This window comes from Streptomyces sp. bgisy027 (genome assembly GCF_057710365.1).
On record NZ_JBYIVZ010000024.1, the window covers coordinates 49,668 to 72,936 of the forward strand.

The 23,269-nt window shown below is 70.8% G+C and carries 22 protein-coding genes and 1 pseudogene; 12 read left to right on the top strand and 11 right to left on the bottom strand.

Annotated elements, in window-relative coordinates; genetic code table 11:
• Positions 1 to 57: 57 nt before the first annotated feature.
• A complete protein-coding gene (locus tag AC3ETA_RS24470; RefSeq protein WP_432195042.1) occupies positions 58 to 708 on the bottom strand; it encodes a GntR family transcriptional regulator in 651 nt (216 codons plus the stop codon).
• Positions 709 to 891: 183 nt separating this feature from the next.
• Between AC3ETA_RS24470 and AC3ETA_RS24475 the strand changes: the two genes are divergently transcribed.
• Complete coding sequence (locus tag AC3ETA_RS24475) at positions 892 to 1,236, top strand: cupin domain-containing protein (protein ID WP_432195043.1); 345 nt, start codon at positions 892 to 894, stop codon at positions 1,234 to 1,236.
• Here AC3ETA_RS24475 and AC3ETA_RS24480 read toward each other — a convergent pair.
• On the bottom strand, positions 1,226 to 2,230 hold the full coding sequence (locus AC3ETA_RS24480; protein WP_432195044.1) for a LacI family DNA-binding transcriptional regulator: 1,005 nt from the start codon (positions 2,228 to 2,230) through the stop codon (positions 1,226 to 1,228). The genes AC3ETA_RS24475 and AC3ETA_RS24480 overlap by 11 nt on opposite strands.
• A gap of 122 nt (positions 2,231 to 2,352) precedes the next feature.
• Here AC3ETA_RS24480 and AC3ETA_RS24485 point away from each other — a divergent pair, with 122 nt between their 5' ends.
• The gene (locus AC3ETA_RS24485) at positions 2,353 to 3,513 is read left to right on the top strand and encodes a Gfo/Idh/MocA family protein (RefSeq protein WP_432195045.1); all 1,161 of its coding nucleotides are present in this window, start codon (positions 2,353 to 2,355) and stop codon (positions 3,511 to 3,513) included.
• 260 nt (positions 3,514 to 3,773) lie between these two features.
• Here AC3ETA_RS24485 and AC3ETA_RS24490 read toward each other — a convergent pair whose 3' ends face one another.
• The gene (locus AC3ETA_RS24490) at positions 3,774 to 4,793 is read right to left on the bottom strand and encodes a LacI family DNA-binding transcriptional regulator (RefSeq protein WP_432195046.1); all 1,020 of its coding nucleotides are present in this window, start codon (positions 4,791 to 4,793) and stop codon (positions 3,774 to 3,776) included.
• A 107-nt stretch (positions 4,794 to 4,900) separates the two neighbouring features.
• Between AC3ETA_RS24490 and AC3ETA_RS24495 the strand changes: the two genes are divergently transcribed.
• From AC3ETA_RS24495 to AC3ETA_RS24510, 4 genes are read left to right on the top strand one after another with little or no spacing between them, the layout of a single operon-like run.
• Entirely contained in the window at positions 4,901 to 6,067 is a 1,167-nt protein-coding gene (locus AC3ETA_RS24495; protein ID WP_432195047.1) for a phytanoyl-CoA dioxygenase family protein, read from the top strand.
• A 16-nt stretch (positions 6,068 to 6,083) separates the two neighbouring features.
• On the top strand, positions 6,084 to 6,860 hold the full coding sequence (locus tag AC3ETA_RS24500; protein ID WP_432195048.1) for an SDR family oxidoreductase: 777 nt from the start codon (positions 6,084 to 6,086) through the stop codon (positions 6,858 to 6,860).
• Positions 6,861 to 6,907: 47 nt separating this feature from the next.
• Positions 6,908 to 7,912: a Gfo/Idh/MocA family protein gene (locus AC3ETA_RS24505; RefSeq protein WP_432195049.1), complete on the top strand. Its 1,005-nt coding sequence runs from the start codon at positions 6,908 to 6,910 to the stop codon at positions 7,910 to 7,912.
• A complete protein-coding gene (locus AC3ETA_RS24510; RefSeq protein WP_432195050.1) occupies positions 7,909 to 8,931 on the top strand; it encodes a Gfo/Idh/MocA family protein in 1,023 nt (340 codons plus the stop codon). The genes AC3ETA_RS24505 and AC3ETA_RS24510 overlap by 4 nt, the downstream gene beginning before the upstream one ends.
• 55 nt (positions 8,932 to 8,986) lie before the next feature.
• Here AC3ETA_RS24510 and AC3ETA_RS24515 read toward each other — a convergent pair whose 3' ends face one another.
• From AC3ETA_RS24515 to AC3ETA_RS24535, 5 genes are read right to left on the bottom strand one after another with little or no spacing between them, the layout of a single operon-like run.
• Positions 8,987 to 10,009 (bottom strand): Gfo/Idh/MocA family protein, encoded by a 1,023-nt coding sequence (locus AC3ETA_RS24515; RefSeq protein WP_432195051.1) that lies wholly within the window; start codon positions 10,007 to 10,009, stop codon positions 8,987 to 8,989.
• Positions 10,010 to 10,034: 25 nt separating this feature from the next.
• Positions 10,035 to 10,937: a sugar phosphate isomerase/epimerase family protein gene (locus AC3ETA_RS24520; RefSeq protein WP_432195052.1), complete on the bottom strand. Its 903-nt coding sequence runs from the start codon at positions 10,935 to 10,937 to the stop codon at positions 10,035 to 10,037.
• Position 10,938: 1 nt separating this feature from the next.
• The gene (locus tag AC3ETA_RS24525; RefSeq protein WP_432195053.1) at positions 10,939 to 11,847 is read right to left on the bottom strand and encodes an ATP-binding cassette domain-containing protein; all 909 of its coding nucleotides are present in this window, start codon (positions 11,845 to 11,847) and stop codon (positions 10,939 to 10,941) included.
• Between the two features lie 5 nt (positions 11,848 to 11,852).
• Positions 11,853 to 12,932, bottom strand: coding sequence for an ABC transporter permease (locus tag AC3ETA_RS24530; protein WP_432195054.1), 1,080 nt, complete (start codon positions 12,930 to 12,932; stop codon positions 11,853 to 11,855).
• On the bottom strand, positions 12,932 to 13,948 hold the full coding sequence (locus AC3ETA_RS24535) for a sugar ABC transporter substrate-binding protein (RefSeq protein ID WP_432195055.1): 1,017 nt from the start codon (positions 13,946 to 13,948) through the stop codon (positions 12,932 to 12,934). Before AC3ETA_RS24535 ends, AC3ETA_RS24530 begins: the two co-directional genes overlap by 1 nt.
• A 298-nt stretch (positions 13,949 to 14,246) precedes the next feature.
• Between AC3ETA_RS24535 and iolC the strand changes: the two genes are divergently transcribed.
• From iolC to AC3ETA_RS24565, 6 genes are read left to right on the top strand one after another with little or no spacing between them, the layout of a single operon-like run.
• Positions 14,247 to 15,206: a 5-dehydro-2-deoxygluconokinase gene (gene iolC / locus AC3ETA_RS24540; protein ID WP_432195056.1), complete on the top strand. Its 960-nt coding sequence runs from the start codon at positions 14,247 to 14,249 to the stop codon at positions 15,204 to 15,206.
• Between the two features lie 34 nt (positions 15,207 to 15,240).
• Entirely contained in the window at positions 15,241 to 16,119 is an 879-nt protein-coding gene (locus AC3ETA_RS24545; RefSeq protein WP_432195057.1) for a Cgl0159 family (beta/alpha)8-fold protein, read from the top strand.
• A 26-nt stretch (positions 16,120 to 16,145) separates the two neighbouring features.
• Entirely contained in the window at positions 16,146 to 17,033 is an 888-nt protein-coding gene (gene iolB / locus AC3ETA_RS24550) for a 5-deoxy-glucuronate isomerase (protein WP_432195058.1), read from the top strand.
• A gap of 8 nt (positions 17,034 to 17,041) precedes the next feature.
• Entirely contained in the window at positions 17,042 to 18,919 is a 1,878-nt protein-coding gene (gene iolD / locus AC3ETA_RS24555; RefSeq protein WP_432195059.1) for a 3D-(3,5/4)-trihydroxycyclohexane-1,2-dione acylhydrolase (decyclizing), read from the top strand.
• A gap of 30 nt (positions 18,920 to 18,949) precedes the next feature.
• Complete coding sequence (locus AC3ETA_RS24560) at positions 18,950 to 20,452, top strand: CoA-acylating methylmalonate-semialdehyde dehydrogenase (RefSeq protein WP_432195060.1); 1,503 nt, start codon at positions 18,950 to 18,952, stop codon at positions 20,450 to 20,452.
• Positions 20,453 to 20,475: 23 nt separating this feature from the next.
• On the top strand, positions 20,476 to 21,261 hold the full coding sequence (locus AC3ETA_RS24565; protein ID WP_432195061.1) for a GntR family transcriptional regulator: 786 nt from the start codon (positions 20,476 to 20,478) through the stop codon (positions 21,259 to 21,261).
• Here the strand turns inward: AC3ETA_RS24565 and AC3ETA_RS24570 are convergent.
• From AC3ETA_RS24570 to AC3ETA_RS24580, 3 genes and pseudogenes are all read right to left on the bottom strand, one after another.
• Positions 21,251 to 22,054, bottom strand: a complete 804-nt coding sequence (locus AC3ETA_RS24570) for a DUF427 domain-containing protein (RefSeq protein ID WP_432195062.1) — start codon at positions 22,052 to 22,054, stop codon at positions 21,251 to 21,253. The genes AC3ETA_RS24565 and AC3ETA_RS24570 overlap by 11 nt on opposite strands.
• Before the next feature lie 46 nt (positions 22,055 to 22,100).
• A pseudogene (locus AC3ETA_RS24575) lies at positions 22,101 to 22,569 on the bottom strand (aldo/keto reductase); the annotation flags it as partial.
• A gap of 26 nt (positions 22,570 to 22,595) precedes the next feature.
• Positions 22,596 to 23,258, bottom strand: a complete 663-nt coding sequence (locus AC3ETA_RS24580; RefSeq protein ID WP_432195063.1) for an NUDIX domain-containing protein — start codon at positions 23,256 to 23,258, stop codon at positions 22,596 to 22,598.
• Positions 23,259 to 23,269: the final 11 nt, after the last annotated feature.

A 23,269-nucleotide genomic window follows, 5' to 3' on the forward strand; every position in this document is an offset into this window, starting at 1 on the left:
CAATCTCCTAGATGGACAGGTGGGGCGCCCGCCTCCCCCGCGTCCGGTGCGTGTGCGTCAGGCGCGCAACGCCTCGATCACGCTGGCGAGATGGGCGCGGACGGCCGCTTCGGCCGCCTGCGGGTTCCTGGCGCGGATCGTCTCGATCATGGCCAGGTGCTCGTTCAGGGAGTGCTGCGGGCGACCGGGCCTGAGCGCCAACTGGAAGCGGTGGCGCACCAGTTGCGCGTTGAGCCGCTCCAGCAGCTGCACGGCCGTGCGCTGGCCGGAGAACTCACGGATCCTGGCGTGCAGTTCCTGGTTCAGCTCGGAGTACGTCATCGGCTCGCCGTCGTTGACGGCCTTGGTCATGGCCGCACCCAGATCCGCCAGCACGGTCAGCTGCTCGTCACTGGCGGCGACCGCCGCCTTTGCCGCGCAGAGCCCTTCCAGCACCATGCGGCACTCGGTGATGGCGACCGCTTCCTCCACGGTCACCACCCGCACCCGTGAGCCACGGTTGCGGATCCGCTCGACCAGTCCCTGAGCCTCCAGATCGATGAGTGCCGCGCGGATGCTGGCCCGTGTCACACCGAACTGCTCGGCGAGTTCGTTCTCCACCAGCCGCTGGGCCGGTGCCATCTCGCCGTGCAGGATCGCCTGCCGCAGCTGCGCGAGCGCATGCTGCTTGGCCTGCTCTCCGGTGCCCGGACGGGCTTCGTTCGGCATGTGCCCTCCCTGAGTGAGTGCCTGTCGAACGTAAATCTAGCCAAACAGAATTGTCAACAATTTTGTCTGCCGTATTGGAGGCACAGCTGGTTGCCGACTGCGACGATGTGTCCGTCCGACCCCGCCGACACCGCACACTCTGTCCAGGCCGCTCACGCACCCACCCCGGCTAGGGTCGGCCGCATGACGCACAGCTTCGTACTGAACATCCCCGACGCCGACCTCGAACCCGAGCCCCTGGCCCCGGAGCAGATCCTGGCCGGGACGCCCGAGGTGACCGGAAAGGTGGTGTGGGAGTCGCAGGACGGCCGTCAGGTGCGGGGCATCTGGCAGATCACGCCGGGCGTGGTCACCGACACCGAGGCCGACGAGCTGTTCGTCGTGATCAGCGGCTCGGCCACCATCGAGGTCGAGGACGGACCGACACTGAAGGTCGGGCCCGGCGACCTGGCCGTGCTGCGCGAGGGCGACCGTACGACGTGGACGGTGCACGAGACGCTGCGGAAGGCGTACGCGATCAACCTGTGAGCGGGGGCGCCGTCGAGCCCCGGATCTCCAACGTCGGTGCCGCGAGATGGAGTTCGCCCGCTCCGGTGGCGCCCTCGAACCGGTCCAGCAGGCACCGGGCGGCGCGGCGGCCCACCTCGTGGCTGGCGTTGTCGACCGTGGTGAGCCAGACATGACGCAGGCGGGCGATGCTCGTGTTGTCGTAGCCGGCGACGGAGAGGTCGCTCGGGACCCGTAGCCCCGACTCCTCGGCCGCCGACAGCGCGCCGATCGCGGCGATGTCGTTCACGGCGAAGACGGCCGTCGGCCGGTCCGTGCGGCTGAGCAGGCGGACCGTCGTGCGGTAGCCGCCCTCCTCCGTCATGTCGCTCGGCTCGACGACGGCCTCGTCCGCGAGGCCGTGGGCCCGCATCGTCGCCTCGAAGCTGCGCCGTCGCAGCTCGCCGACCGCGCCGTACCCCGCGATGTGCGCGATGCGCCGGTGCCCCAGCCCGATGAGGTGCTCCGTGACCAGGCGGGCACCCCGCTCGTCGTCGTTGGCGACGACCTGCACGCCGGGCAGGGCCGGCTCGCGGGCGCCCGCGACCACCACCGGGAGCCGCTCGGCGACCGCCCCCAGAGCGGCCGGGTCGGGCAGCGTGCCGACCACGACCAGACCGTCGACCCGCAGGTCCAGGAAGGGCCCGGCGGGGTCCTGGCCGGTACGGCGGTTGAGGCGTGCGTCGGCCAGCAGCATGTGCAGACCGTTGTCGTGCAGGAGGGAGTTGAGGCCCTCCAGCATGTCCACGAACCAGGGGTTGCGCAGGTCATTGAGGAGGACGCCGACCGTGCGGGTGCGCTGCTCGCTGAGGCTGCGCGCGGCGGCGTTCGGGCGGTAGCCGAGTTCGGTCACGGCCCGCAGGACGGCTTCCCGCTTCTCCGGACGCACCTGCTCCGAGCCGCGCAGCACGAGCGAGACCAGCGACTTGGAGACGCCGGCCCGGTCGGCGACGTCACGGATGGTCGGCGGTCTCATGAGAATGGACCGTTCCACAGGCACCCGTCCTTGTCAAAGGAAGCCGGAGGGGTTGACACCGGTCACAGACGGAACCCAAGGTGGCCGGGACAGAAAATGGACCGGTCCAAAGAAGGGCTGCAATGGTGGACACGCTCGGCGTCGCCGTCGTCGGATTCGGCTGGATGGGACGGGTGCACACCCAGGCGTACGCCCGCGTCCCGCACCACTACCCGCAACTGTCCCTGCGCCCGGAGCTCCTGACCGTCGCCGAGGAGGTGCCCGGCCGGGCCGAGGAGGCCGCCGCGCAGTTCGGGTTCGCCGCCACCGCCCGCGACTGGCGTGACGTGGCCGCCGACCCGCGCGTTCGGGCCGTCAGCATCACCGCCCCGAACTTCCTGCACCGGGAGATCGGCGTGGCGATGGCCCAGGCCGGCAAGCACATCTGGATCGAGAAGCCGGTCGGCCTGACCGCCGAGGACGCCCGCGCGGTGGCCGACGCGGCGGCCAGGGCCGGCGTGCACAGCGCGGTCGGCTTCAACTACCGCAACGCCCCGGCCGTGGAGACCGCCCGCGAGCTGATCGCCTCCGGTGAGATCGGCGCCGTCACGCATGTCCGCGTCCGGCTGTTCAGCGACTACGCGGCTCACCCGCAGTCCGCTCTGACCTGGCGCTACGAGCGTGAGCGTGGCGGCAGCGGGGTGCTCGGCGACCTTGCCTCGCACGGCGCCGACCTGGCCCGCTTCCTGCTCGGCGACATCGCCTCGCTGACCGCCGACACCGCGATCTTCGTGCCCGAGCGCGCCCGCCCGACCGGCGCCACCGCCGGGCACACCCTCGCCACCGGTGAGCTCGGCCCGGTCGAGAACGAGGACTACGTCAGCTGCCTGCTGCGCTTCGCTTCCGGCGCCCGTGGTGTGCTGGAGGCCTGCCGGGTCTCGGTCGGCGAGCAGAACAACTACGGCTTCGAGGTGCACGGCACCGAGGGCGCGCTGTTCTGGGACTTCCGCCGCATGGGCGAGCTCGGCATCAGCCGGGGCACCAGCTACCAGGACCAGCCGGTCAGCACCCTCTACGTCGGCCCGGCGCAGGGCGAGTACGGCGCGTTCCAGCCGGGCGCCGCGACGAGCATGGGCTACGACGACCTGAAGGTGATCGAGGCGTACCGCTTCCTTCGTTCGATCGCCGAGGGCACCCCGCACGGGGCGACCCTCGCGGACGCCGTGCACAGCGCCGCCGTACTGGACGCCATGTCCCGGTCCGCCGAGAGCGGTTCCTGGGTGGACGTGCAAGTGCCGGCATGACCGTCCCGGTGGGTTCGTCGGCGCGGGCGTGATGGGCGCGGACCATGTGCGGCTGCTGCCCGGCCATGTCTCGGACGCCGAGGTCGTGGCGGTGACGGACGTTGACGAGGCGCGTTCCCGTGCTGTCGCCGACGCCGTACCGGGCGCGCGGGTGAGCCGCCGGCGATCCGACGCCCCTCAAGGGGCCCGGGGCTGCGGCGGTGTGCGGCTCCGCCGCGTGGGCGCGATCCGCCGCAACGGCGTGGCATCCGCCCGACGGCCTAACCCGGCATGTTGTACGGCGTGACCACCTGGATCGCCGAGGGCACCGTCCCACCCGCCGGCGGCAACGCCCCATGCGCCCGCATCACCGCATGACACGCCTCCCGCATGTCCTGCCGCAGATCGTGATGCAGCACGGCGGACAGCCGATGCTCCCGCAGCAGCCGCGTGTTGTCGTGGTCGAGGTCGTGCGCGACGAACACGGCGCATTCGCGGCCCGCGTCCTGAAAAGCCCTCAGCGTCGCGATGTTGCCGCCGCCGATCGAGTACACGGCACGGATGTCCGGGTCGCGTTCCAGCGCGGCCCGGACCAGGTCGTACTGCGTGGCGTCCAGCCCCTGCCCCTCGGCGATCTCGACGAGCGTGCGGTCGGGGTGGAGGGTGCGCATGGCACTGCGGAAGCCCATCTCGCGCTCCTCCTCGTTGCGGAAGAACCCGCTGCTGAGGCTGGTCAGCACATTGCCGGGACGGTCGCCGAGCCACTGGCCCATGAGGTAGGCGGCGGTCGCGCCCGCGGCCCTGTTGTCGATGCCGACGTACGCGAGACGGGCGGTGGACGGCAGGTCGGTCACCAGGGTCACCACCGGGATGCCGGCCTCGGCGAGCCGGGCGACGGCCGCGGTGACCTCCGGGACGTCCGGGGCCTTGAGGATCACGCCCTGCGAGCCGCGCCGCGCGATGCGGTCCAGCGTCCGGGTCAGCTCCGGCACCGGCCCGGTCTCACGGAAGTGGAAGCGCGAGCGCACCACCGCCGGGTGCAGGGACGGCAGCTCGGCCTCCAGGGCGGCGCGTACGGCGGTGGTGAACCGCTCGGGTGCCTGCACCACCATGTCGATCATGAAGGTACGGCCCACCAGCCGCACCTGGGTGCGCTGCCGGTCCAGGTCGGTTATCGCCTGCTGGACCTCCCGCGCCGTGCTCTCCCGCACCCCTCCGCGGCCGTTGAGCACCCGGTCGACCGTGGCCTCGCTCAGGCCCGCCTGACGTGCGATCTCCCGGATCGGGAAGGGGTGCCCCATGGGACGGCTCCTTGAGGGGTTTTTGATGGTCGCCTGCTGGTTGTTCGACGGGATTGTCATGACAAGAATGGCATCGCTGAGTCGCCCCTGTCACCGAGAGGACACCGATGTCCTTCACCCCCGTACACCGCCGGACCTGGCTGTCCGAGCACGACTGCGACCTCGCCGACTTCCGTGAGCTGGTCGAGCGCACCACCGACCTCGCCGACTACCCGTACGCCTGCGCCGTGGAGCGCGAGGTCCTGGTCTACGACAGCGACCGGCTGCGCGGGGCCGGGGACGACCGGGCGGTGCGGGCCGAACTGGCCCGTGCGCTGACCGACGGTCCGGGCATCGTGGTCTTCCAGGGCGCCTTCGCGGACCACGGCGTCGTCGACCGGCTCAGTGCCGTGTTCGACGCCCTGATCGCCGAGCAGCGCGCCTCGGGCGCGACGGCCGGGGACCACTTCGCCAGGCCGGGCGACAACGACCGGGTGTGGAACGCGCTGGAGAAAGCGGCCCTGTACGACCCCGAGGCGTTCGCCGACTACTACGCCAATGACATCCTGGCCCTGGTCTCGACCGCCTGGCTCGGGCCCGGCTACCAGGTGACCTCGCAGGTCAACGTGGTCAACCCGGGCGGCGCGGCGCAGAGCGTGCACCGTGACTACCACCTGGGCTTCCTCTCCAACGAGGTCGCGGCGGCCTACCCGGCCCACGTCCACCGCCTCTCCCCCGTGCTCACCCTCCAGGGCGCCGTCGCGCACTGCGACATGCCGGTGGAGTCCGGGCCGACGATGTACCTGCCGTACTCCCAGACGTACGAGCCGGGTTACCTGGCGTGGCGGCTGCCGGCGTTCGGGGAGTACTTCGAGACACACCACGTCCAGCTCCCGCTCGCCAAGGGGGACGCGGCGTTCTTCAATCCGGCGCTGTTCCACGCGGCCGGCACCAACCGGTCGGCGGGCATCCGGCGCATGGCGAACCTGCTCCAGGTGTCCTCCGCTTTCGGGCGGGCGATGGAGACGGTGGACCGCGAGGCCGTCGCGAACGCCGTGTTCCCCGTGCTGTTGAAGCGTGCGGGTGAGGGCGCGGACGAGGCATGGACGGCGAACGTGATCGCCGCGAGCGCCGAGGGCTACCCCTTCCCGACCAACCTGGACAGCGACCCGCCGGTCGACGGCCTCGCGCCGCCCTCGCAGGCGGACGTCGTACGCCGCGCGCTGGCCGGGGCGTGGACCCCGGAGGCGCTGCGGGCCGAGCTGCGGGCCGGCGCCGAGCGGCGCCAGAGCTGAAAGGAACCTGTGAGGCATGGGACTTCTCGACGACAAGGTCGTCCTCGTCAACGGCGGCAGCCAGGGCGTCGGCGCCGCCATCGCGCGGGCGGCCGTCCGCGAGGGAGCGGTCGTGGCCGTCACCGGGCGTCGCCCGGAACCCGGTGAGGCCCTGGTGGCCGAGCTGGCCGCCGACGGCGGCAAGGCCATGTTCGTGCGGGCCGACCTGTCGGACGCCGAGCAGGCCAAGGCGTCCGTCGCCGAGGTCGTCGACGCCTACGGCCGGGTCGACTGCCTGGTCAACTCGGCGGGGCTGACCTCCCGCGGCACTCTGCTGGACACCACGCCCGAGCTGTTCGACCAGCACATCGCGATCAACCTGAAGGCGCCGTTCTTCGCCATGCAGGCCGCGGTGGCGGACATGGTGGGCCGCAAGGCGCCCGGCACGATCGTCAACATCATCACGTCCTCGGCGCACGGCGGACAGTCGTTCCTCGCGCCGTACGTCTCCGCCAAGGCGGGCCTGATCGGGCTGACCCGCAATGCCGCGCACGCGCACCGCTGGGACCGGATCCGGATCAACGGCCTGAACATCGGCTGGACCGCGACCGAGGGCGAGGACGCCACGCAGAGGGCCTTCCACGGTGCCGCGGACGACTGGCGCGAGGCGGCTGCCGCGAGGCTGCCGATGGGCAAGCTGGGCCAGCCGGACGAGATCGCCGACTTCGTGGTGTTCCTGTTGTCGGAACGGTCCGGGGTGGTGACGGGGTCGGTGATCGACTGGGACCAGAACGTCCTGGGCGGCCTGGACTGAAGTAGCAGCACGGACAGCACTCACACCTGACGAAAGCAGTACAGCTCATGCGTATCGGAATCCTCGGCCTCGGCCGTATCGGCGCTTTCCACGCCGAGACCCTCTCCGGTCTCGACGCGGTCGACTCCCTCGTCGTCACCGACCCGTTCGCGGAGGCCGCCAAGGCCGCCGCGGAGCGCTTCGGGGCGGAGGTCGTGGACTCGCCGGAGGCCCTGCTGTCGGCCGGCGTGGACGGCATCGTCGTCGCCGCGGCGACCGACGCCCACCCCGCGCTGATCCTGGCCGGCGTCGAGGCCGGCATCCCCGTCTTCTGCGAGAAGCCCGTCGCGAGGACCATGGCCGAGGGCGTCGAGGTGCTCAAGGCCGTCCAGGGCTCGGACGTGCCGATCCAGATCGGCTACAACCGGCGCTTCGACACCGGGTTCGTCAACGCCCGCGCCGCCGTGCAGAGCGGCGAGCTGGGCAAGCTGCACACCGTGCGCTCGACCACGCTGGATCCGGCGCCGCCGCCGGCCGCTTACATCGCCGCCTCCGGTGGCATCTTCCGGGACTGCTCGGTGCACGACTTCGACATCATCCGCTGGGTGACCGGCCGCGAGGTGAGGGAGGTGTACGCCGTCGGCGGCAACAGGGGTGCCGACTTCATCAAGGAGGCGGGCGATGCCGACACCACCGGCGCGATCCTCACCCTGGACGACGGCACGATCGCGGTGGTCTCCAACTCCCGCCACAACGCCCGTGGTTACGACGTCCGCATGGAGATCCACGGCTTCAAGGACTCCATCGCCGTCGGCCTGGAGGACAAGCTGCCGCTGCGTTCGGTCGAGCCCGGCGTGACGTTCCCCGCGGGCACCCCGCACGACTTCTTCATGGACCGCTTCACCGCGGCCTACCGCGCCGAACTCACCGCGTTCACCGAGGTCGTCGCCGGCACCAGGCCCTCCCCGTGCACCATCGAGGACGCGCTGGAGGCGGGCTGGATCGCGGACGCCTGCACACTGTCGCTGCACGAGCACCGTCCGGTCACGATCGAGGAGGTACGTCAGGGATGAACGACACGGGCCGGGAACCGCTGCGCATCGGCGTGCTGGGCGCGGCACGCATCACCGAGCTCTCTCTCGTGGGTCCGGCCCGGACGACCGGCCACCGCCTCGTGGCGGTGGCCGCGCGCGACCGGTCCCGCGCCGCGGCGTTCGCCGACGAGCACGACGTGGAGCGGGTGGTGGACTCCTACGCCGACCTGCTCGCCGACCCCGAGGTCGAGGTCGTCTACAACCCGCTCGCCAACGGTCTGCACGGGCCGTGGAACCTCGCCGCGCTCGCGGCCGGCAAGCACGTGCTGTCGGAGAAGCCGTCGGCGAGCAACGCCGAGGAGGCGGCCGAGGTGCGAGACGCTGCCGCCAAGTCCGGGAGCGTGTTCATGGAGGCGTTCCACTACCTCTTCCACCCGGTGACCCGGCGTCTGCACGAGATCGTCGACAGCGGCGAACTGGGCGAGCTCCAGCGGGTGGAGACGCTGGTGGCGATCCCGGCCCCCGGCGACTCCGACCCGCGCTGGTCGCTGTCGCTGGCCGGCGGCGCCCTGATGGACCTCGGCTGCTACGGCCTGCATGCGGTGCGGATGCTCGCCCCCTGGGCGGGCGGTGCGCCGCGCCTTGTCTCGGCACGCGGCGAACAGCGGGCGGGCGCTCCCGGCGTCGACGAGTGGCTGGACGCCGACCTGGAGTTCCCCGGCGGGGCGACCGCGTCGGCCCGCTGCCACATGGCGTACGACGACCTGGCGATGGGCTGCCGCGTCATCGGCTCCCGGGGCGAGGCCCTGGCCCCGAACTTCGTCCTGCCGCACCTGGACGACCGTGTCGTGGTGCGCACCCCGGACGGCGAACGCACCGAACGCCTCGGCACCCGTTCGTCGTACACCTACCAACTGGAGGCCCTCGCCGCCCACATCCGCAGGGACACCCCCCTCGCGCTGGACGCGGACGACGCCCTGGCCACGATGCAGCTGATCGACGAGTCGTACCGGGCGGCGGGGTTCGAGCCGCGGCCGCGCACGACGCCGGCGAACTGAGCCGAACACGCCGCAGGGCCGGGGGAGACTCCCCCGGCCCTGCGGCGCGCCGTCGTCAGGCGTACAGCGCGGGTCGTTCGGTCAGGGCCACCGGGACCCGGCCGCCCTCCTGAAGTGCCCGAACCGCCGCCTCGCACACCGCGGCCACCGCATAGCCGTCCCAGGCGCTGGGGCCGGTGACCTCGTCGCGGCGGGTGGCGTCCACCCAGGCCTGGACCTCGCGGTCGTAGGCGTCGGCGAAGCGTTCGATGTAGTCCTGGGCGATGATGCCGCCCCAGCGGCCGGCCGCGTTGGTGACCATGGCGTGGCCGTCGCCGACGCGGGCGGTGCCGCGTTCGCAGACGACCTCGGCCTGGACCTGGTAGCCGAAGCCGCAGTTGACGTAGATCTCGACGTCGACGACGGTGCCGCCGTCCGTCTCGAAGACCACGAACTGCGGGTCGCGGATGCCGTCCGGGGCGTTCGCGGACGGCGTCGGGGCGAGCACGGTGACGGCCGTGATCTCGTGGCCGAGCAGCCAGCGGGTCACGTCCATCTCGTGCGTGACGGAGTCGTTGATGAGCATCTCGGAGGTCCAGCTGGGCGGGCTTGCGACATTGCGGTGCCGGTTGTGCAGCATCAGCGGCCGGCCCAACTGGCCGGTGGCCAGGAGGGACTTGAGCTTCATGTACTCGGCGTCGTAGCGCCGCATGAAGCCGACCTGGACCCGGCGCCGGCCGAGCCTCCGCTCGGCCTGAAGGACCCGCAGCGCGGACGCCGCGTCCGGGGTGAGCGGTTTCTCGCACAGCACCGGCAGGTCGTGCTCGAAGGCGGCGAGGAGGGCCGCCTCGTGGGCGGGGCCCGGCGAGGCGACGATCACCGCGTCGACGTCGGCCGACGCCATCGCGGCGGCCGGGTCGGTGTGGACGGTGCAGCCGTCGACACGGGCCGCGACCGATTTGGCGCGCTCCGCGTCGACGTCCACCACGGCGGTCACCCGTGCCCCGCTGGTGACCTCCTGGATGCGGCGCACATGGTCCGCGCCCATCCTTCCGGTACCGATGACTGCGACTCCGAGCGTGTGCGGACGCTGGGTCATGGTGATCGGCCGTCCTTTCGGATCGTCAGGCGCCGCAGGACCTCAGGAACTTGCGGGTGCGCACCGCGATGGGCATCGGCTTGTCCGGCTCGCAGGGGTACATGTCCTGCTCGACGATGGCGAACAGGTCCACGTCCAGCTTCTGCGCGGCCTCCAGGACCGGGCCCAACGCCGGTACGCCGGAGGGGGGTTCGCACATCACGCCGCGCTGGACCGCAGGCCCGAACGGGATCTCGTTCTTCACCACGTCCGCGAGGATCTCCGGGTCCACCTGCTTGAGGTGCAGATAGCCGATGCGCTCGCCGTAGGTCTCGATCAGCTTGACGCTGTCGCCGCCGCAGTAGGCGTAGTGACCGGTGTCCAGGCAGAGGTTGACCAGGTCGGAGTCGGTCGAGTCGAGGAAGCGCTCGACGTGGGCCTCGGTGTCGATGTGCGTGTCGGCGTGCGGGTGCACGACGATGTCGAGGCCGAACGTCTCCTTGACCTCGTGCCCGAGCCGCTCCATGCCCTGGGTCAGATGGGCCCACTGCTCGGCGGTGAGCTCCGGCGGCTCCAGGATCTCGGCGGTCTTGTCGTCCCGCCAGAAGGACGGGATGACGACCAGGTGCTTCGCCCCCATGGCCTGGGTGAGCGCGGCGACCTCGCTGACGTGGCTCCAGGTCGACTCCCAGACGGCGGGGCCGCGGTGCAGGCCGGTGAAGATCGTGCCCGCGGACACCTTGAGGTTGCGCTTGCCGATCTCGTCGGTCAGACGCGCCGGGTCGGTCGGCAGATAGCCGTAGGGGCCCAGTTCGATCCAGTCGTAGCCGGCCTCGGCGACCTCGTCGAGGAAGCGTTCCCAGGACACCTGGACGGGGTCGTCGGGGAACCAGACGCCCCAGGAGTCGGGGGCCGAGCCGACCCGGATTCGGTCCAGTGCAGGGGCCATGTCAGGACTTCCCTTCCGAGGTGGCCACGGGTGCGGTGAGGTCGGACTCCTCGGGGAGTTCCTCCACGTCGACGCCGCGTACCTGGGACAACTCGTGCTTGAGCGCGGCGAGTTCGGTGCCGCCGGCCATGTGGTTGGTGAGCTCTTCCAGGCTCACCTCGTCACGGGAGGCGTTCAGCTCCATGGTGCCCAGGCGCAGGACGCTGAAGTGGTCGCCGACCATGTAGGCGTGGTGGGGGTTGTGGGTGATGAAGATGACGCCGAGGCCGCGGTCGCGGGCGGCGGCGATGTACTTCAGGACCACGCCGGACTGCTTGACGCCGAGGGCGGCGGTGGGCTCGTCCAGGATGAGGACGCGGGCGCCGAAGTAGACGGCGCGGGCGATGGCGACGCACTGGCGCTGGCCGCCGGAGAGGGTGCCGATGGGCTGTTCCAGGTCGTCCAGGACGATGCCCATGTTGCGCAGCTCTTCGTCTGCGGTCTTCTTCATCTTCTCGATGTCGAGACGGCGCACGGGCCAGGGGCCCTTGGTCATCTCGGAGCCGAGGAAGAAGTTCCGCCAGACCGGCATCAGGGGGACCACCGCGAGGTCCTGGTAGACCGTCGCGATGCCCTTGTCCAGCGCCTCGCGCGGGGTGGAGAAGCGCACCGGTGCGCCGTCGACGAGGAACTCGCCCTCGGTGTGCTGGTGCAGACCCGAGATGATCTTGATGAGGGTCGACTTGCCGGCGCCGTTGTCGCCGAGCACGCAGGTGACCTGGCTGGGGAAGACCTTCAGGTCGACACCGTGCAGGGCGCGGATGTTGCCGTACGCCTTGCCCGCGCCGCGCAGTTCGACGATCGGGGCGTCCTTGTCGGGAACCTCGTCCTTCAGGACGGCGCCGTGGGTGCCGGTTTCTTTGCTGGTCATTCGGGTCACCTCCGGGTCGCCGTGCGCTGGACCCACAGATTGATGAGAACGGCGCCGAGGAGCATCACGCCGAGGAATGCCTTGAACCAGTCCGGGTTCCAGCCGGCGTAGACGATGCCCTGCTGGACCATGCCGAACATGAAGGCGCCGAAGACCGGGCCGATCGCGGAACCGGCACCACCGGTCAGCAGACAGCCGCCGATCACGGCCGCGGCGATGTAGATGAGCTCCTGGCCCACGCCCTCGCCGGACTGCACGGTGTTGAACGAGAACAGCTGGTGCATGCCGACGAACCAGGCGCCGAAGCCGACCAGCATGAACAGCGAGATCTTCGTGAAGGTCACCGGCACACCGACGGCGCGGGCGCTCTCCTTGTTGCCGCCGACCGCGAAGATCCAGTTGCCGTACTTGGTACGCAACAGCACCCACGTGGCCAGCGCCGCGAAGACCAGCCACCACACCACGGTGATCTTCACATTGACCCCGCCGACGTCGAAGGACGAGGCGAAGACCGCCTTGGCCTGCTCGAAGCCGTCCATGTCACTGATGTCGTCGGTGGCGACGTTGCCGGTGACCAGCTTGGTCACGGCGAGGTTCACGCCCTGGAGGATCAGGAACGTGCCGAGGGTGACCAGGAAGCTGGGCAGCCCGGTCCTGACCAGCAGCCAGCCGTTGAACAGACCGACCGCGAGGGACACGATCAGGGCGACGATCACGCCGACCCAGACGTTCATCGTCAGCTGGTAGCTGACCATGCTCGCGGTCAGGGCCGAGGTGATCACGGCGACACCGGCGGACAGGTCGAACTCGCCGCCGATCATCAGCAGCGCCACCGGGAGCGCCATGATCCCGATCGTCGACGACTGATACAGGATGTTCGCCATCGAGCTGCCGTCACGCACGGCCGGGGCCGTGATGAGGAAGAAGATCAGCACCGCGACGGCGCCGAGGAAGACGCCGACCTCGGGACGGGCGAGGAGGCGCAGCGCAAGGGGCCGCTGCCGGGTCCGCCCGTCGGATTCCTTGCCGGGGCCGGAGGCCGGCGGTGTGGTCACCGCCGGCTCAGCCTGTTGGGTCATGCTCATCACCGAGTGCCCTTCGCGGCGAACGCGTCGATCTTCTCGACGTTCGTCTTGTCGACGAAGGCCGGACCGGTCAGCACCGGGGCCTCGCCGCCGCCCATGTAGTTGCCGTTGTTCTTGTAGAGCCACAGGGAGTCGATCGCCAGGTAGCCCTGGAGGTAGGGCTGCTGGTCGACGGCGAACTCGATGTCGCCCTTGCTGATCGCTCCGGTGAGTTCCTTGTTGAGGTCGAAGGTCGCGACCTTCGCCTTGCTGCCCGCCTCGTCCACGGACTGCGCGGCCGTCAGCGCGAACGGGGCGCCGAGGGCGACGACGTAGTCGATGTCGCTGTCCGTCTTGAGCTTGGCGGTGATCGTGGACTTCACGGACGGCATGTCCGTGCCGTTGACGTTCAGGGTCTCGGTCGTGCCCTCGAACGTCTTCTTCACGCCGTCACAGCGCTGGGTGAGGCCGATGTTGCCCTGTTCCTGGATGACACAGACGGCCTTCTTGGCGCCGGCCTCGTTCAGCCGCTTGCCGAGCGCCTCGCCGGCCACCGTCTCGTCCTGGCCGAAGAACTCCATCAGGCCGAGCTTCTGCCACTCGCTGACACCGGAGTTGAGGCCGACGACCGGGATGTTGGCCGCCTTCGCCTTGCCGATGACATCCCTCAGGGCGTCCGGCTTGGCGAGGGTGATCGCGATGCCGTCGACCTTCTGGTCGATCACGTTCTGAACCTTGCTGGCCTGGTTGCCCGCGTTCGGGTCGGCGGCGTAGATCAGCTTGATGTTGTCCTTGGCGGCGGCCGCCTCGGCGCCCTTGCGGACGATGTCCCAGAACGTGTCGCCGGGCGACTGGTGGGTCACCAGGGCGACCGTCATCCGGGGCGTGTTGGCCTTGCCCGCGGAGGCGTTCGCCCCGCCCTCCTCGGACTCCTTGCCACCAGAGCTGCTGGAGCAGCCTGCGAGAGTCAACGCGGCCGCGGCGGCCATGGCCACCATGGGGACCAGCTTGCGGGAGCGGGGGTAAGAGCGGTCCATCTTTCCAGCACCTCACTGTGCGACGGGGTGTGCGACGGGGGAAAGGGATTGATCACTGGGATCCATGACCCGGACCTCGCGGTCCGCGTCCTGTGTGCCGTGGAACACGGCGGTTGCGCTGGGACGGGATCCAATCCCTAGATGCGCCCGCTGTCAATACTTTGTTAAGACATCATTTCACACTCAGGTCCGAATGTAAGTACAAACTATTGACAGCGTCGGCCTTCACGTCCTACACCTGGGAGGCGGCAGGCCCCTTGGGACCCGCAACCCCTGTCCAGCTCTAGGAGCGTCGCGCATGGCCGAGTCAGCCAAGTCCTTCGACTTGATCACGATGGGAAGAATAGGAGTCGACCTCTACCCCTTGCAGTCCGGCCTCCCCCTGGCGCAGGTGGAGACGTTCGGCAAATTCCTCGGAGGCTCCGCCGCGAACGTCGCGGTGGCCGCCGCCCGGCTCGGCCGCGACACCGCCGTGATCACACGCACCGGCGACGACCCGTTCGGCACCTACCTGCACGAAGCCCTCAAGGACTTCGGCGTCGACGACCGCTGGGTGACCCCGGTCGCGGCCTACCCGACGCCGGTGACGTTCTGCGAGATCTTCCCGCCGGACGACTTCCCGCTCTACTTCTACCGGCAGCCCAAGGCGCCTGACCTGGAGATACATTCCGACGAGCTCGACTACTGGGCAGTGCGTTCGGCCCGGGTCTTCTGGATCACCGGCACCGGCCTGAGCGAGGAACCGAGCCGCTCCGCCACGCTCGCCGCCCTCAAGGCGCGCGACAAGGCGGGCACCACGGTCTTCGACCTCGACTGGCGGCCCATGTTCTGGCGCGATCCCGACCAGGCCCGCCCGTACTACGCCGAGGCGCTGCGGCACGCCACGGTCGCCGTCGGCAATCTCGACGAGTGCGAGGTCGCCACCGGGGTCCGTGAGCCCCGCGCGTGCGCCGAGGCGCTGCTGGCCGCCGGTGTGGAGCTGGCGGTCGTCAAGCAGGGCCCCAAGGGCGTGCTGGCGGTGCACCGGGACGGCACGGAGGCCGAGGTGCCGCCGGTGCCGGTCGAGGTCGCCAACGGACTCGGCGCGGGCGACGCCTTCGGCGGCTCGCTGGTCCACGGACTGCTGTCCGGCTGGGAGCTGGAGAAGGTCATGCGGTACGCCAACGCCGCCGGCGCGCTCGTCGCCTCCCGTCTCGCCTGCTCCTCCGCGATGCCCACCGGGGCCGAGGTCGAGGCCCTGCTCGCACAGGCGTCGTGACGGCCGCCCCAGCCACCCCCGAACGGAGCTTTCCTTGAGCATCAGCATCCCCGACCTCACCGCGGTCAGAGCCCGGCACCCCGAGGCGATCGCGGAGGCCGCGGCCCGCCGGGTGCGCCGCCCGCTGATCGGCGACAGCGGCCGCCTGATGATCGTGGCCGCCGACCACCCGGCCCGCGGCGCCCTCGGCGTGGGCGACCGGCGCCTGGCCATGGCCGGCCGCGCCGATCTGCTGGAACGTCTCTGCATCGCGCTCTCCCGGCCCGGCGTCGACGGAGTGCTGGCCACCGCTGACATCCTGGAGGACCTGCTGCTGCTCGGTGTCCTCGACGACAAGGTTGTCATGGGGTCCATGAACCGCGGGGGCCTGGCGGGCGCGTCCTTCGAGATGGACGACCGCTTCACCGGCCACCGCGCCGAGGACATCGCCCGGCTGCACTTCGACGCGGGCAAGCTGCTGGTGCGTATCGACTACGACGACCCCGGCTCGCTGACCACCCTGGAGTCCACCGCCCGTGCCATCGACGCGATGGCGGAGCTGCGGCTGCCGCTGTTCGTCGAGCCGTTCATCTCCCGGCGCGTCGACGGCAGGGTGTGCAACGACCTGTCCGCAGAGGCCGTGACCAGGTCGATAGCCATCGCGTCCGGCCTCGGCGGCACCTCGGCCTACACCTGGCTGAAACTTCCCGTCACCGACGACCCGGACGACATGGCCGAGGTCCTGGAGACGTCCACGCTCCCCGTCGTCCTGCTGGGCGGCGAGGTCGGGGGCGACCAGGAGGGCGCCTACGAGCGCTGGCGCAAGGCGCTGCGGCTGCCCACCGTCCAGGGCATGGTCGTCGGCCGCTCGCTGCTCTACCCGGCCGAGGGCAGTGTGGAGACGGCGGTGGACACGGCCGTCGGCCTGTTGTGACACGCACTGTGACGCGGAGGAACACGATGACGTATCACCTTCCTGCGGGTAAGGCGCTCGGCGGCCCCTACGTCGTGGACGTCACGCCCGAGAAGGCCGGCTGGGGCTATTCCGGCCTGAAGGTGCTCCAGCTGCCGCCCGGCGGCTCGCACACCTTCGAGACCGGCGACAGCGAGTGGATCGTGCTGCCGCTGAACGGCGGCTGCACGGTCGAGGCGACGGACGACTTCGGCCACGACACCTTCCGGCTGACCGGCAGGGAGGACGTGTTCAGCGGGGTCACCGACTTCGCCTACGTCCCCCGGGACTCCCGTACGACCGTCTCGTCCGCCGGGGGCGGACGGTTCGCGCTGACCGGCGCACGCTGCTCGCGCCGGCTGCCCGCCCGCTACGGGCCGGCCTCCTCGGTGCCGGTGGAGCTGCGCGGCACCGGCAACAGCAGCCGGCAGGTGAACAACTTCGGCGCGGCCGGGGTCTTCGAGTGCGACAAGCTCATCGCGGTCGAGGTCATCACTCCCGGCGGCAACTGGTCCTCCTTCCCGCCGCACAAGCACGACGAGCACCGGCCCGGCGAGGAGTCGGTGCTGGAGGAGATCTACTACTTCGAGTTCGCCGACCACGAGGGCACCCCCGGCCTCGGCTACCAGCGGGTCTCCCCGTCCGGCCACGGCCGGAACACCGATGTGCTCGCCGAGGTGCGCGGCGGCGACGTCGTGCTGATCCCCGACGGCTGGCACGGGCCCTCGATGGCCGTGCCGGGCCACCACATGTACTACCTCAACGTCATGGCGGGCCCCGAGGCCGAGCGCGCCTGGCTGATCTGCGACCACCCCGATCACGCCTGGATCCGCGGCACCTGGCCGGACCAGCCCGTCGACCCCCGTCTGCCCCTCTACACCGCTCCGTCCCAGTGAGGTCCCCGATGAGCCCATCCACCGTCCGTCTGACCGTCGCCCAGGCGCTGGTGCGGTTCCTGTCCGCCCAGTACACCGAGCGCGACGGCGTACGGCACCGGCTGATCGCCGGCACCTGGGGCATTTTCGGCCATGGCAACGTGGCCGGCCTCGGTCAGGCCCTCCTCCAGGCGGGCGAGGACGTCATGCCCTACCACCAGGGCCGCAACGAGCAGTCCATGGTGCACGCCGCCGTGGGCCACGCCCGTCAGCTCAACCGGCTCTCCGCGCAGGCCGTGACGACGTCGATCGGCCCGGGCGCGACGAACCTCGTCACCGGTGCCGCGCTCGCCACCATCAACCGGCTGCCGGTCCTGCTGCTGCCCGGCGACTACTTCGCCTCGCACGCCCCGGACCCGCTGCTGCAGCAGCTGGAGCACCCGACCGAGGCGGACGTCTCGGTCAACGACACCCTGCGTCCGGTCTCCCGCTACTTCGACCGGATCACCCGCCCCGAGGCCCTGATCCCGTCGGCGCTGAACGCCATGCGCGTGCTGGCCGACCCGGCCGAGACCGGCGCGGTGACGCTGGCCCTCCCCCAGGACGTGCAGGCGGAGGCGTATGACTGGCCTCAGGAGTTCTTCGCCGACCGCGTCTGGTACGTACGGCGTCCCGCGCCCGACCCGGTCGAGCTGGCGGCGGCCGTCGAGGCGATCCGCGCCGCCCGGCGCCCGCTGATCGTGGCGGGCGGCGGTGTCCACCACAGCGAGGCCGAGGCGGCACTGAAGGCCTTCGTCGAGGCCACCGGCATCCCGGTCTCCTCCACCCAGGCCGGAAAGGGCTCCCTGCGCCACGACCACCCGGCCGACCTCGGCGGCATCGGCCACACCGGCACCTCGGTCAGCGACGACACCGCACGCGCCGCGGACCTGGTGATCGGGGTCGGCACGAGGTACACGGACTTCACCACCGCCTCGGGCACCCTCTTCCGGAACCCGGACGTGCGGTTCCTGAACCTCAACATCACCGGCTTCGACGCGCACAAGCTGGCCGCGCGGACGCTGGTCTGCGACGCGCGCGCCGGGCTCACGGCCCTGACTCAGGCGCTTTCCGGCCATCGCGTGGAGGCCGCGTACGAGGCCGAGTACCGCGCCGGCAAGGAGCGTTGGGACGCCGTGGTCGAGGCCGCCTACCGCGCCGACGACGAGACGGCCATGCCGACGCAGACCCAGGTGCTGGGCGCGCTGGACGCGGTCGTCGGCGACGACGACGTCGTCATCAACGCGGCCGGTTCGCTCCCGGGCGACCTGCACAAACTGTGGCGGTCTCGCTCGCCGCGCCAGTACCACCTGGAGTACGGCTACTCCTGCATGGGCTACGAGATCCCGGCCGGGATCGGCATCCAGCAGGCCGCCCCGGACGTCGCCGTGTGGTCGCTGGTCGGCGACGGCACCTATCTGATGATGCCGACCGAGATCGTCACCGCGGTCCAGGAGGGCCTGCCGGTCAACATCGTCCTGATCCAGAACCACGGCTACGCCTCCATCGGCGGACTGTCCAACGAGGTCGGCGGCGAGCGCTTCGGCACCGACTACCGCTACCGGGCCGCCGACGGCACCTTCAGCGGCGCCCCGCTCCCCGTCGACCTCGCCGCCAACGCGGCCAGCCTCGGCATGGACGTGCTGCGCGCCAAGACGGTGGGCGAGCTGCGCGAGGCGCTGGCCAAGGCCCGCGCCTCCGACCGGCCGACCTGCGTGTACGTCGAGACGGACATCCTGAACGCGACCTCGCCGGGCCCCGAGGCCTGGTGGGACGTGCCCGTGGCCGAGGTCGCCGACCGCGAGGCCGCTGTGCAGGCCCGCGAACGCTACGACCGGCACGTCGCCGGACGCCGCCGTCACCTCTGAACTCCCCCTTACGAAAGGCACTTTCGCACCATGAAGACCATCACCCACTGGATCGACGGCAAGCCGGTCGAGGGCACCTCCGGCCGCTTCGGCCCCGTCTACGATCCGGCCACCGGCGCCCAGGAGAAGCAGGTCGCCTTCGCGACCGTCGACGAGGTGGACGCCGCCGTCGCCTCCGCCAAGGCCGCGTTCGAGAGCTGGGGCGAGTCGTCCCTGGCCAAGCGGACCGCGATCCTGTTCAAGTACCGCGAGCTGCTGGACGCCCACCGGGACGAGATCGCCGAGCTGATCACGGCCGAGCACGGCAAGGTGCACTCCGACGCCCTCGGCGAGGTCGCGCGCGGCCTGGAGATCGTCGAGCTGGCCTGCGGGATCTCCGTGCAGCTGAAGGGCGAGCTGTCGACGCAGGTGTCGACCCGGGTGGACGTGGCCTCGATCCGGCAGCCGCTGGGCGTGGTCGCCGGCATCACGCCGTTCAACTTCCCCGCCATGGTGCCGATGTGGATGTTCCCGCTGGCCATCGCGTGCGGCAACACCTTCGTGCTCAAGCCGTCCGAGAAGGACCCGTCGGCGTCGTACCGGCTCGCGGAGCTAGCCACCGAGGCGGGGCTGCCGGAGGGCGTGCTGAACGTCGTGCAGGGCGACAAGGTCGCCGTGGACCGGCTCCTCGAGCACCCGGACATCGAGGCGGTCTCCTTCGTCGGCTCCACGCCGATCGCGAAGTACATCCAGCTCAAGGCGGTCGAGCACGGCAAGCGGGTGCAGGCCCTGGGCGGCGCCAAGAACCACATGCTGGTCCTGCCGGACGCCGACCTGGACTTCGCCGCCGACCAGGCGATCAACGCCGCGTACGGTTCGGCGGGCGAGCGCTGCATGGCCGTGTCGGTCGTGGTCGCGGTCGGTGACACGGGCGACGAGCTGGTCGGCAAGATCGCCGAGCGGGCGAGGAACCTGCGCATCGGCCCCGGCAACGACCCGGCCTCCGAGATGGGCCCGCTGATCACGCGCGAGCACCGCGACAAGGTCGCCTCATATGTGGCGTCGGCCGCCGGGCAGGGCGCCGAGGTCGTCGTGGACGGCACCGGCTACTCGGTCGAGGACCACCCTGAATGCGCTGACGGCTTCTTCCTCGGTGTCTCCCTGCTCGACCGGGTGCCGCTGACGGCGGACGCCTACCGCGACGAGATCTTCGGCCCCGTCCTGGCGGTGGTGCGTGCTCAGACGTACGAGGAGGCCATCAGGCTGATCAACGACTCCCGCTGGGGCAACGGCACCGCGATCTTCACCCGGGACGGCGGCGCCGCCCGCCGCTTCCAGCTGGAGGTGAAGGCGGGCATGGTGGGCGTGAACGTGCCGATCCCGGTGCCGGTCGGCTACCACTCCTTCGGTGGCTGGAAGGACTCGCTCTTCGGTGACCTGCACATCTACGGCAACGACGGCATCGCCTTCTACACCCAGGGGAAGGTGATCACCACGCGCTGGCCGGACCCGTCCGACGGCGGCATCAACCTCGGGTTCCCCAGCAACTCCTGACCCCCTGACAGGGAGGCCGTCCCATGGCGAAGACCCGCGGCTCCGCACGCACCGCGTCCGCCTCCGCGCTGGACTCGCTGAACTTCGCCCTGGACCGGGGCAGTCCCGTGCCGCTGTACTACCAGCTCGCTCAGCAGCTGGAGGCGGCCATCGAGCACGGGGCACTCGCCCCGGGCAACCTCCTGGGCAACGAGGTGGACCTGTCGGTGCGGCTGGGCCTGTCCCGGCCCACGGTCCGGCAGGCCATCCAGTCGCTCGTCGACAAGGGGCTGCTGGTGCGGCGGCGCGGGGTGGGCACCCAGGTGGTGCACAGCCAGGTCAAGCGTCCGCTGGAGCTCAGCAGCCTCTACGACGACCTGGAGGCGGCCGGGCAGGGCCCGACCACACAGGTCGTCCGCAACGAGCGGGTCCCGGCGACTGCCGACGTCGCCGCCGCGCTCGGCGTCGCGGAAGGCGCGGAGGTCACTCTGCTGGAGCGGCTGCGCTGCACGCACGGCCAGCCGGTGGCCATCCTCTGCAACTACCTGCCCGCGAGCCTGCTCGACCTCGGCACCGCCCGGCTGGAGTCGACGGGCCTGTATCGGATGATGCGGGCCGTCGGCATCACCCTGCACAGCGCCCGCCAGACCGTCGGCGCCCGCTGCGCCACCGCCGAGGAGGCGCAGCGGCTGGACGAGCAGGAGGGCGCCGCGCTGCTGACCATGCAGCGCACGGCGTACGACGACACCGGCCGGCCGGTCGAGTACGGGACGCACATCTACCGCGCGTCCCGGTACGCGTTCGACTTCCAGCTGCTGGTCAGGACTTGAGGCTCGCGGTGAACGGCGTGACCGGCCGCTTCAGGCGTTCGCCGTCCACGACGATGTCCACCGCCTCGTTGTAGAACGCCACCATCCCCCTGATCGGCCCCACCGCGGGCAACGGCTCGGCATAGCTCCACACGATGTTCCGCGGGACTTCGCCCTCAGCACGCCAGGTCCAGTACTGGGCCGTGCCCTTGTACGGGCACCCGGTGTGATGGTCGGTGGGCTCGAACAGGTCGAGCCGGACGTCCTCGGGGGGCACGTAGTACCGGATCGGCAGGCCGGTCTCGAACAGCAGCACCGGACGCAGTGTGTCCGCGACGACCGTGCCGTCGATCTCGACCTGCACATGACGGCTGCTGGGCATGGCGTCCACCCGTTTGTGAGGGTCGCGCGGGTGGATGAAGATCTCTTCCTCCTCCTCGAACCAGTGGTCGAGACCGGTGCCCCGGCGCCGGAACCACTCGAAGGCGATGTGCCCGGCGAGGTCGGCGGAGGGGAAGGTCCACGCCGCGTTCTCCACCAGCTCGCCGTCGGCTTCGAGGTCGTAGAAGATCTGCGAGCCCGTGTGCTTGCCCGGCGACGGATTCCTCGCCGGGCGCAGGAGGTCCGTGCGGACCTCATCGCGTGGGAACGTGTAGCACGGAACGGGCAGATCGGGTTCCCACACGAGGACGGGGTGGCGGCTGTCGACGACGGTGACGTCGCCCTTGAGACCGCGCACCCAGCGCTCGCTGGGCTCCCACAGGAGACCTTCGGGGGTCGTGCGGACGGACCGCTCGTTGGGGAACAGAGGCATGGCCCACTCTCCTTCGGCTCCTCTTCGGAGCGTACTCCCGGGGTGGTCAGTGGGCCGCGTCGAGCCGTTCCCGCTGCTCCGGGGCGAGCTCCAGGTCCACGGCCGCAAGGCTCTCCGCCGGCTGGGCCACGGACGACGCCCCGACCAGGGGGAGGACATGCAGCTCGGCGCCGGTCTGCCACGCCAGGACGACCTGGTTGACGGTGGCGCCGGCCTCCCCGGCGACCTCGCGCAGCACCTTCAGCCGGGCCTGGGGTGCCCGGGTGGTCGAAGTCGCCGGGCAGCGCGACGTCCGGGCGGGTGTTCGCGCCCTTCAGCAGCGGTGAGTAGGCGACCAGCGTCAGACCGGGCTCGGCCCGCAGATGGCTCGACCAGCTCGGCGAACCCTCCGACGGTCTCCTGGAGGGGGACGTTCCGGTCCTCGATGGGATCACCTTCGCCGACAGGCCCTCGGCGTTGTCGACGTAGCCGGTGCCGGGGGCCGGCGGGCGGGCGCCGAGCTTGGTGGACGTCACTCGGCTTCAGGCGCCCTCTTTCGTCCTCACTTGGCGAACGGCCCCTCCAGCGCGGCCCATTGGAGCAGCATGATGGTCTTGGCGTCGGCGATCTCCCCGGTCCGGATCATCTCCAGGGCCCGGCGGAAGGGCAGTTCGAGGATCTCGATGTCCTCGCCCTCCTCGTCCAGGCCGCCGCCCTCGTGGGTGCGGGTCGAGGCGCCGTAGGCGGCGGCGTAGAAGCTGACGCGTTCGGTGACCGATCCCGGGCTCATGTAGATGTCGAAGACGTGCTGGACGTCGCCGATGGTGTGCCCGGTCTCCTCGACGACCTCGCGTCGCACGGCGATCTCCGGGTGCTCGTCATCGTCGTCGAGCAGCCCGCCCGGCGTCTCGATCAGCATGCCGTCGGGGTGGCCGTTGACGTACACCGGGAAGCGGAACTGGCGGGTGAGCAGGACGGTTTCGCGTTCGGCGTCGTACAGCAGCATGGTCGCGCCGTTGCCCCGGTCGTGCGTCTCGCGCTGCTGGGTCCGCCAGGTGCCGTCGGCGTGCTGGAAGTCGAAGGTGGTGGCGCGCTCGACGTACCAGTGGCTGGACAGGAGCTGCACGTCGCGGACCTTGACGCGGGGGTTGCCGGTCAGGTTCCGGCCCGCCCGGTCGAGTCCGGTGCGGCCGCGGCGGTCGGGGGTGTCGATGCCGGCGGTCATCGGGCACCGGC

Bases quoted from the DNA above. Each gene is read 5' to 3' on its own strand.
- AC3ETA_RS24470 (WP_432195042.1), bottom strand. From the start codon at position 708: ATGCCGAACGAAGCCCGTCCGGGCACCGGAGAGCAGGCCAAGCAGCAT.
- AC3ETA_RS24475 (WP_432195043.1), top strand. From the start codon at position 892: ATGACGCACAGCTTCGTACTGAACATCCCCGACGCCGACCTCGAACCC.
- AC3ETA_RS24480 (WP_432195044.1), bottom strand. From the start codon at position 2,230: ATGAGACCGCCGACCATCCGTGACGTCGCCGACCGGGCCGGCGTCTCC.
- AC3ETA_RS24485 (WP_432195045.1), top strand. From the start codon at position 2,353: ATGGTGGACACGCTCGGCGTCGCCGTCGTCGGATTCGGCTGGATGGGA.
- AC3ETA_RS24490 (WP_432195046.1), bottom strand. From the start codon at position 4,793: ATGGGGCACCCCTTCCCGATCCGGGAGATCGCACGTCAGGCGGGCCTG.
- AC3ETA_RS24495 (WP_432195047.1), top strand. From the start codon at position 4,901: ATGTCCTTCACCCCCGTACACCGCCGGACCTGGCTGTCCGAGCACGAC.
- AC3ETA_RS24500 (WP_432195048.1), top strand. From the start codon at position 6,084: ATGGGACTTCTCGACGACAAGGTCGTCCTCGTCAACGGCGGCAGCCAG.
- AC3ETA_RS24505 (WP_432195049.1), top strand. From the start codon at position 6,908: ATGCGTATCGGAATCCTCGGCCTCGGCCGTATCGGCGCTTTCCACGCC.
- AC3ETA_RS24510 (WP_432195050.1), top strand. From the start codon at position 7,909: ATGAACGACACGGGCCGGGAACCGCTGCGCATCGGCGTGCTGGGCGCG.
- AC3ETA_RS24515 (WP_432195051.1), bottom strand. From the start codon at position 10,009: ATGACCCAGCGTCCGCACACGCTCGGAGTCGCAGTCATCGGTACCGGA.
- AC3ETA_RS24520 (WP_432195052.1), bottom strand. From the start codon at position 10,937: ATGGCCCCTGCACTGGACCGAATCCGGGTCGGCTCGGCCCCCGACTCC.
- AC3ETA_RS24525 (WP_432195053.1), bottom strand. From the start codon at position 11,847: ATGACCAGCAAAGAAACCGGCACCCACGGCGCCGTCCTGAAGGACGAG.
- AC3ETA_RS24530 (WP_432195054.1), bottom strand. From the start codon at position 12,932: ATGAGCATGACCCAACAGGCTGAGCCGGCGGTGACCACACCGCCGGCC.
- AC3ETA_RS24535 (WP_432195055.1), bottom strand. From the start codon at position 13,948: ATGGACCGCTCTTACCCCCGCTCCCGCAAGCTGGTCCCCATGGTGGCC.
- iolC (WP_432195056.1), top strand. From the start codon at position 14,247: ATGGCCGAGTCAGCCAAGTCCTTCGACTTGATCACGATGGGAAGAATA.
- iolB (WP_432195058.1), top strand. From the start codon at position 16,146: ATGACGTATCACCTTCCTGCGGGTAAGGCGCTCGGCGGCCCCTACGTC.
- iolD (WP_432195059.1), top strand. From the start codon at position 17,042: ATGAGCCCATCCACCGTCCGTCTGACCGTCGCCCAGGCGCTGGTGCGG.
- AC3ETA_RS24560 (WP_432195060.1), top strand. From the start codon at position 18,950: ATGAAGACCATCACCCACTGGATCGACGGCAAGCCGGTCGAGGGCACC.
- AC3ETA_RS24565 (WP_432195061.1), top strand. From the start codon at position 20,476: ATGGCGAAGACCCGCGGCTCCGCACGCACCGCGTCCGCCTCCGCGCTG.
- AC3ETA_RS24570 (WP_432195062.1), bottom strand. From the start codon at position 22,054: ATGCCTCTGTTCCCCAACGAGCGGTCCGTCCGCACGACCCCCGAAGGT.
- AC3ETA_RS24580 (WP_432195063.1), bottom strand. From the start codon at position 23,258: ATGACCGCCGGCATCGACACCCCCGACCGCCGCGGCCGCACCGGACTC.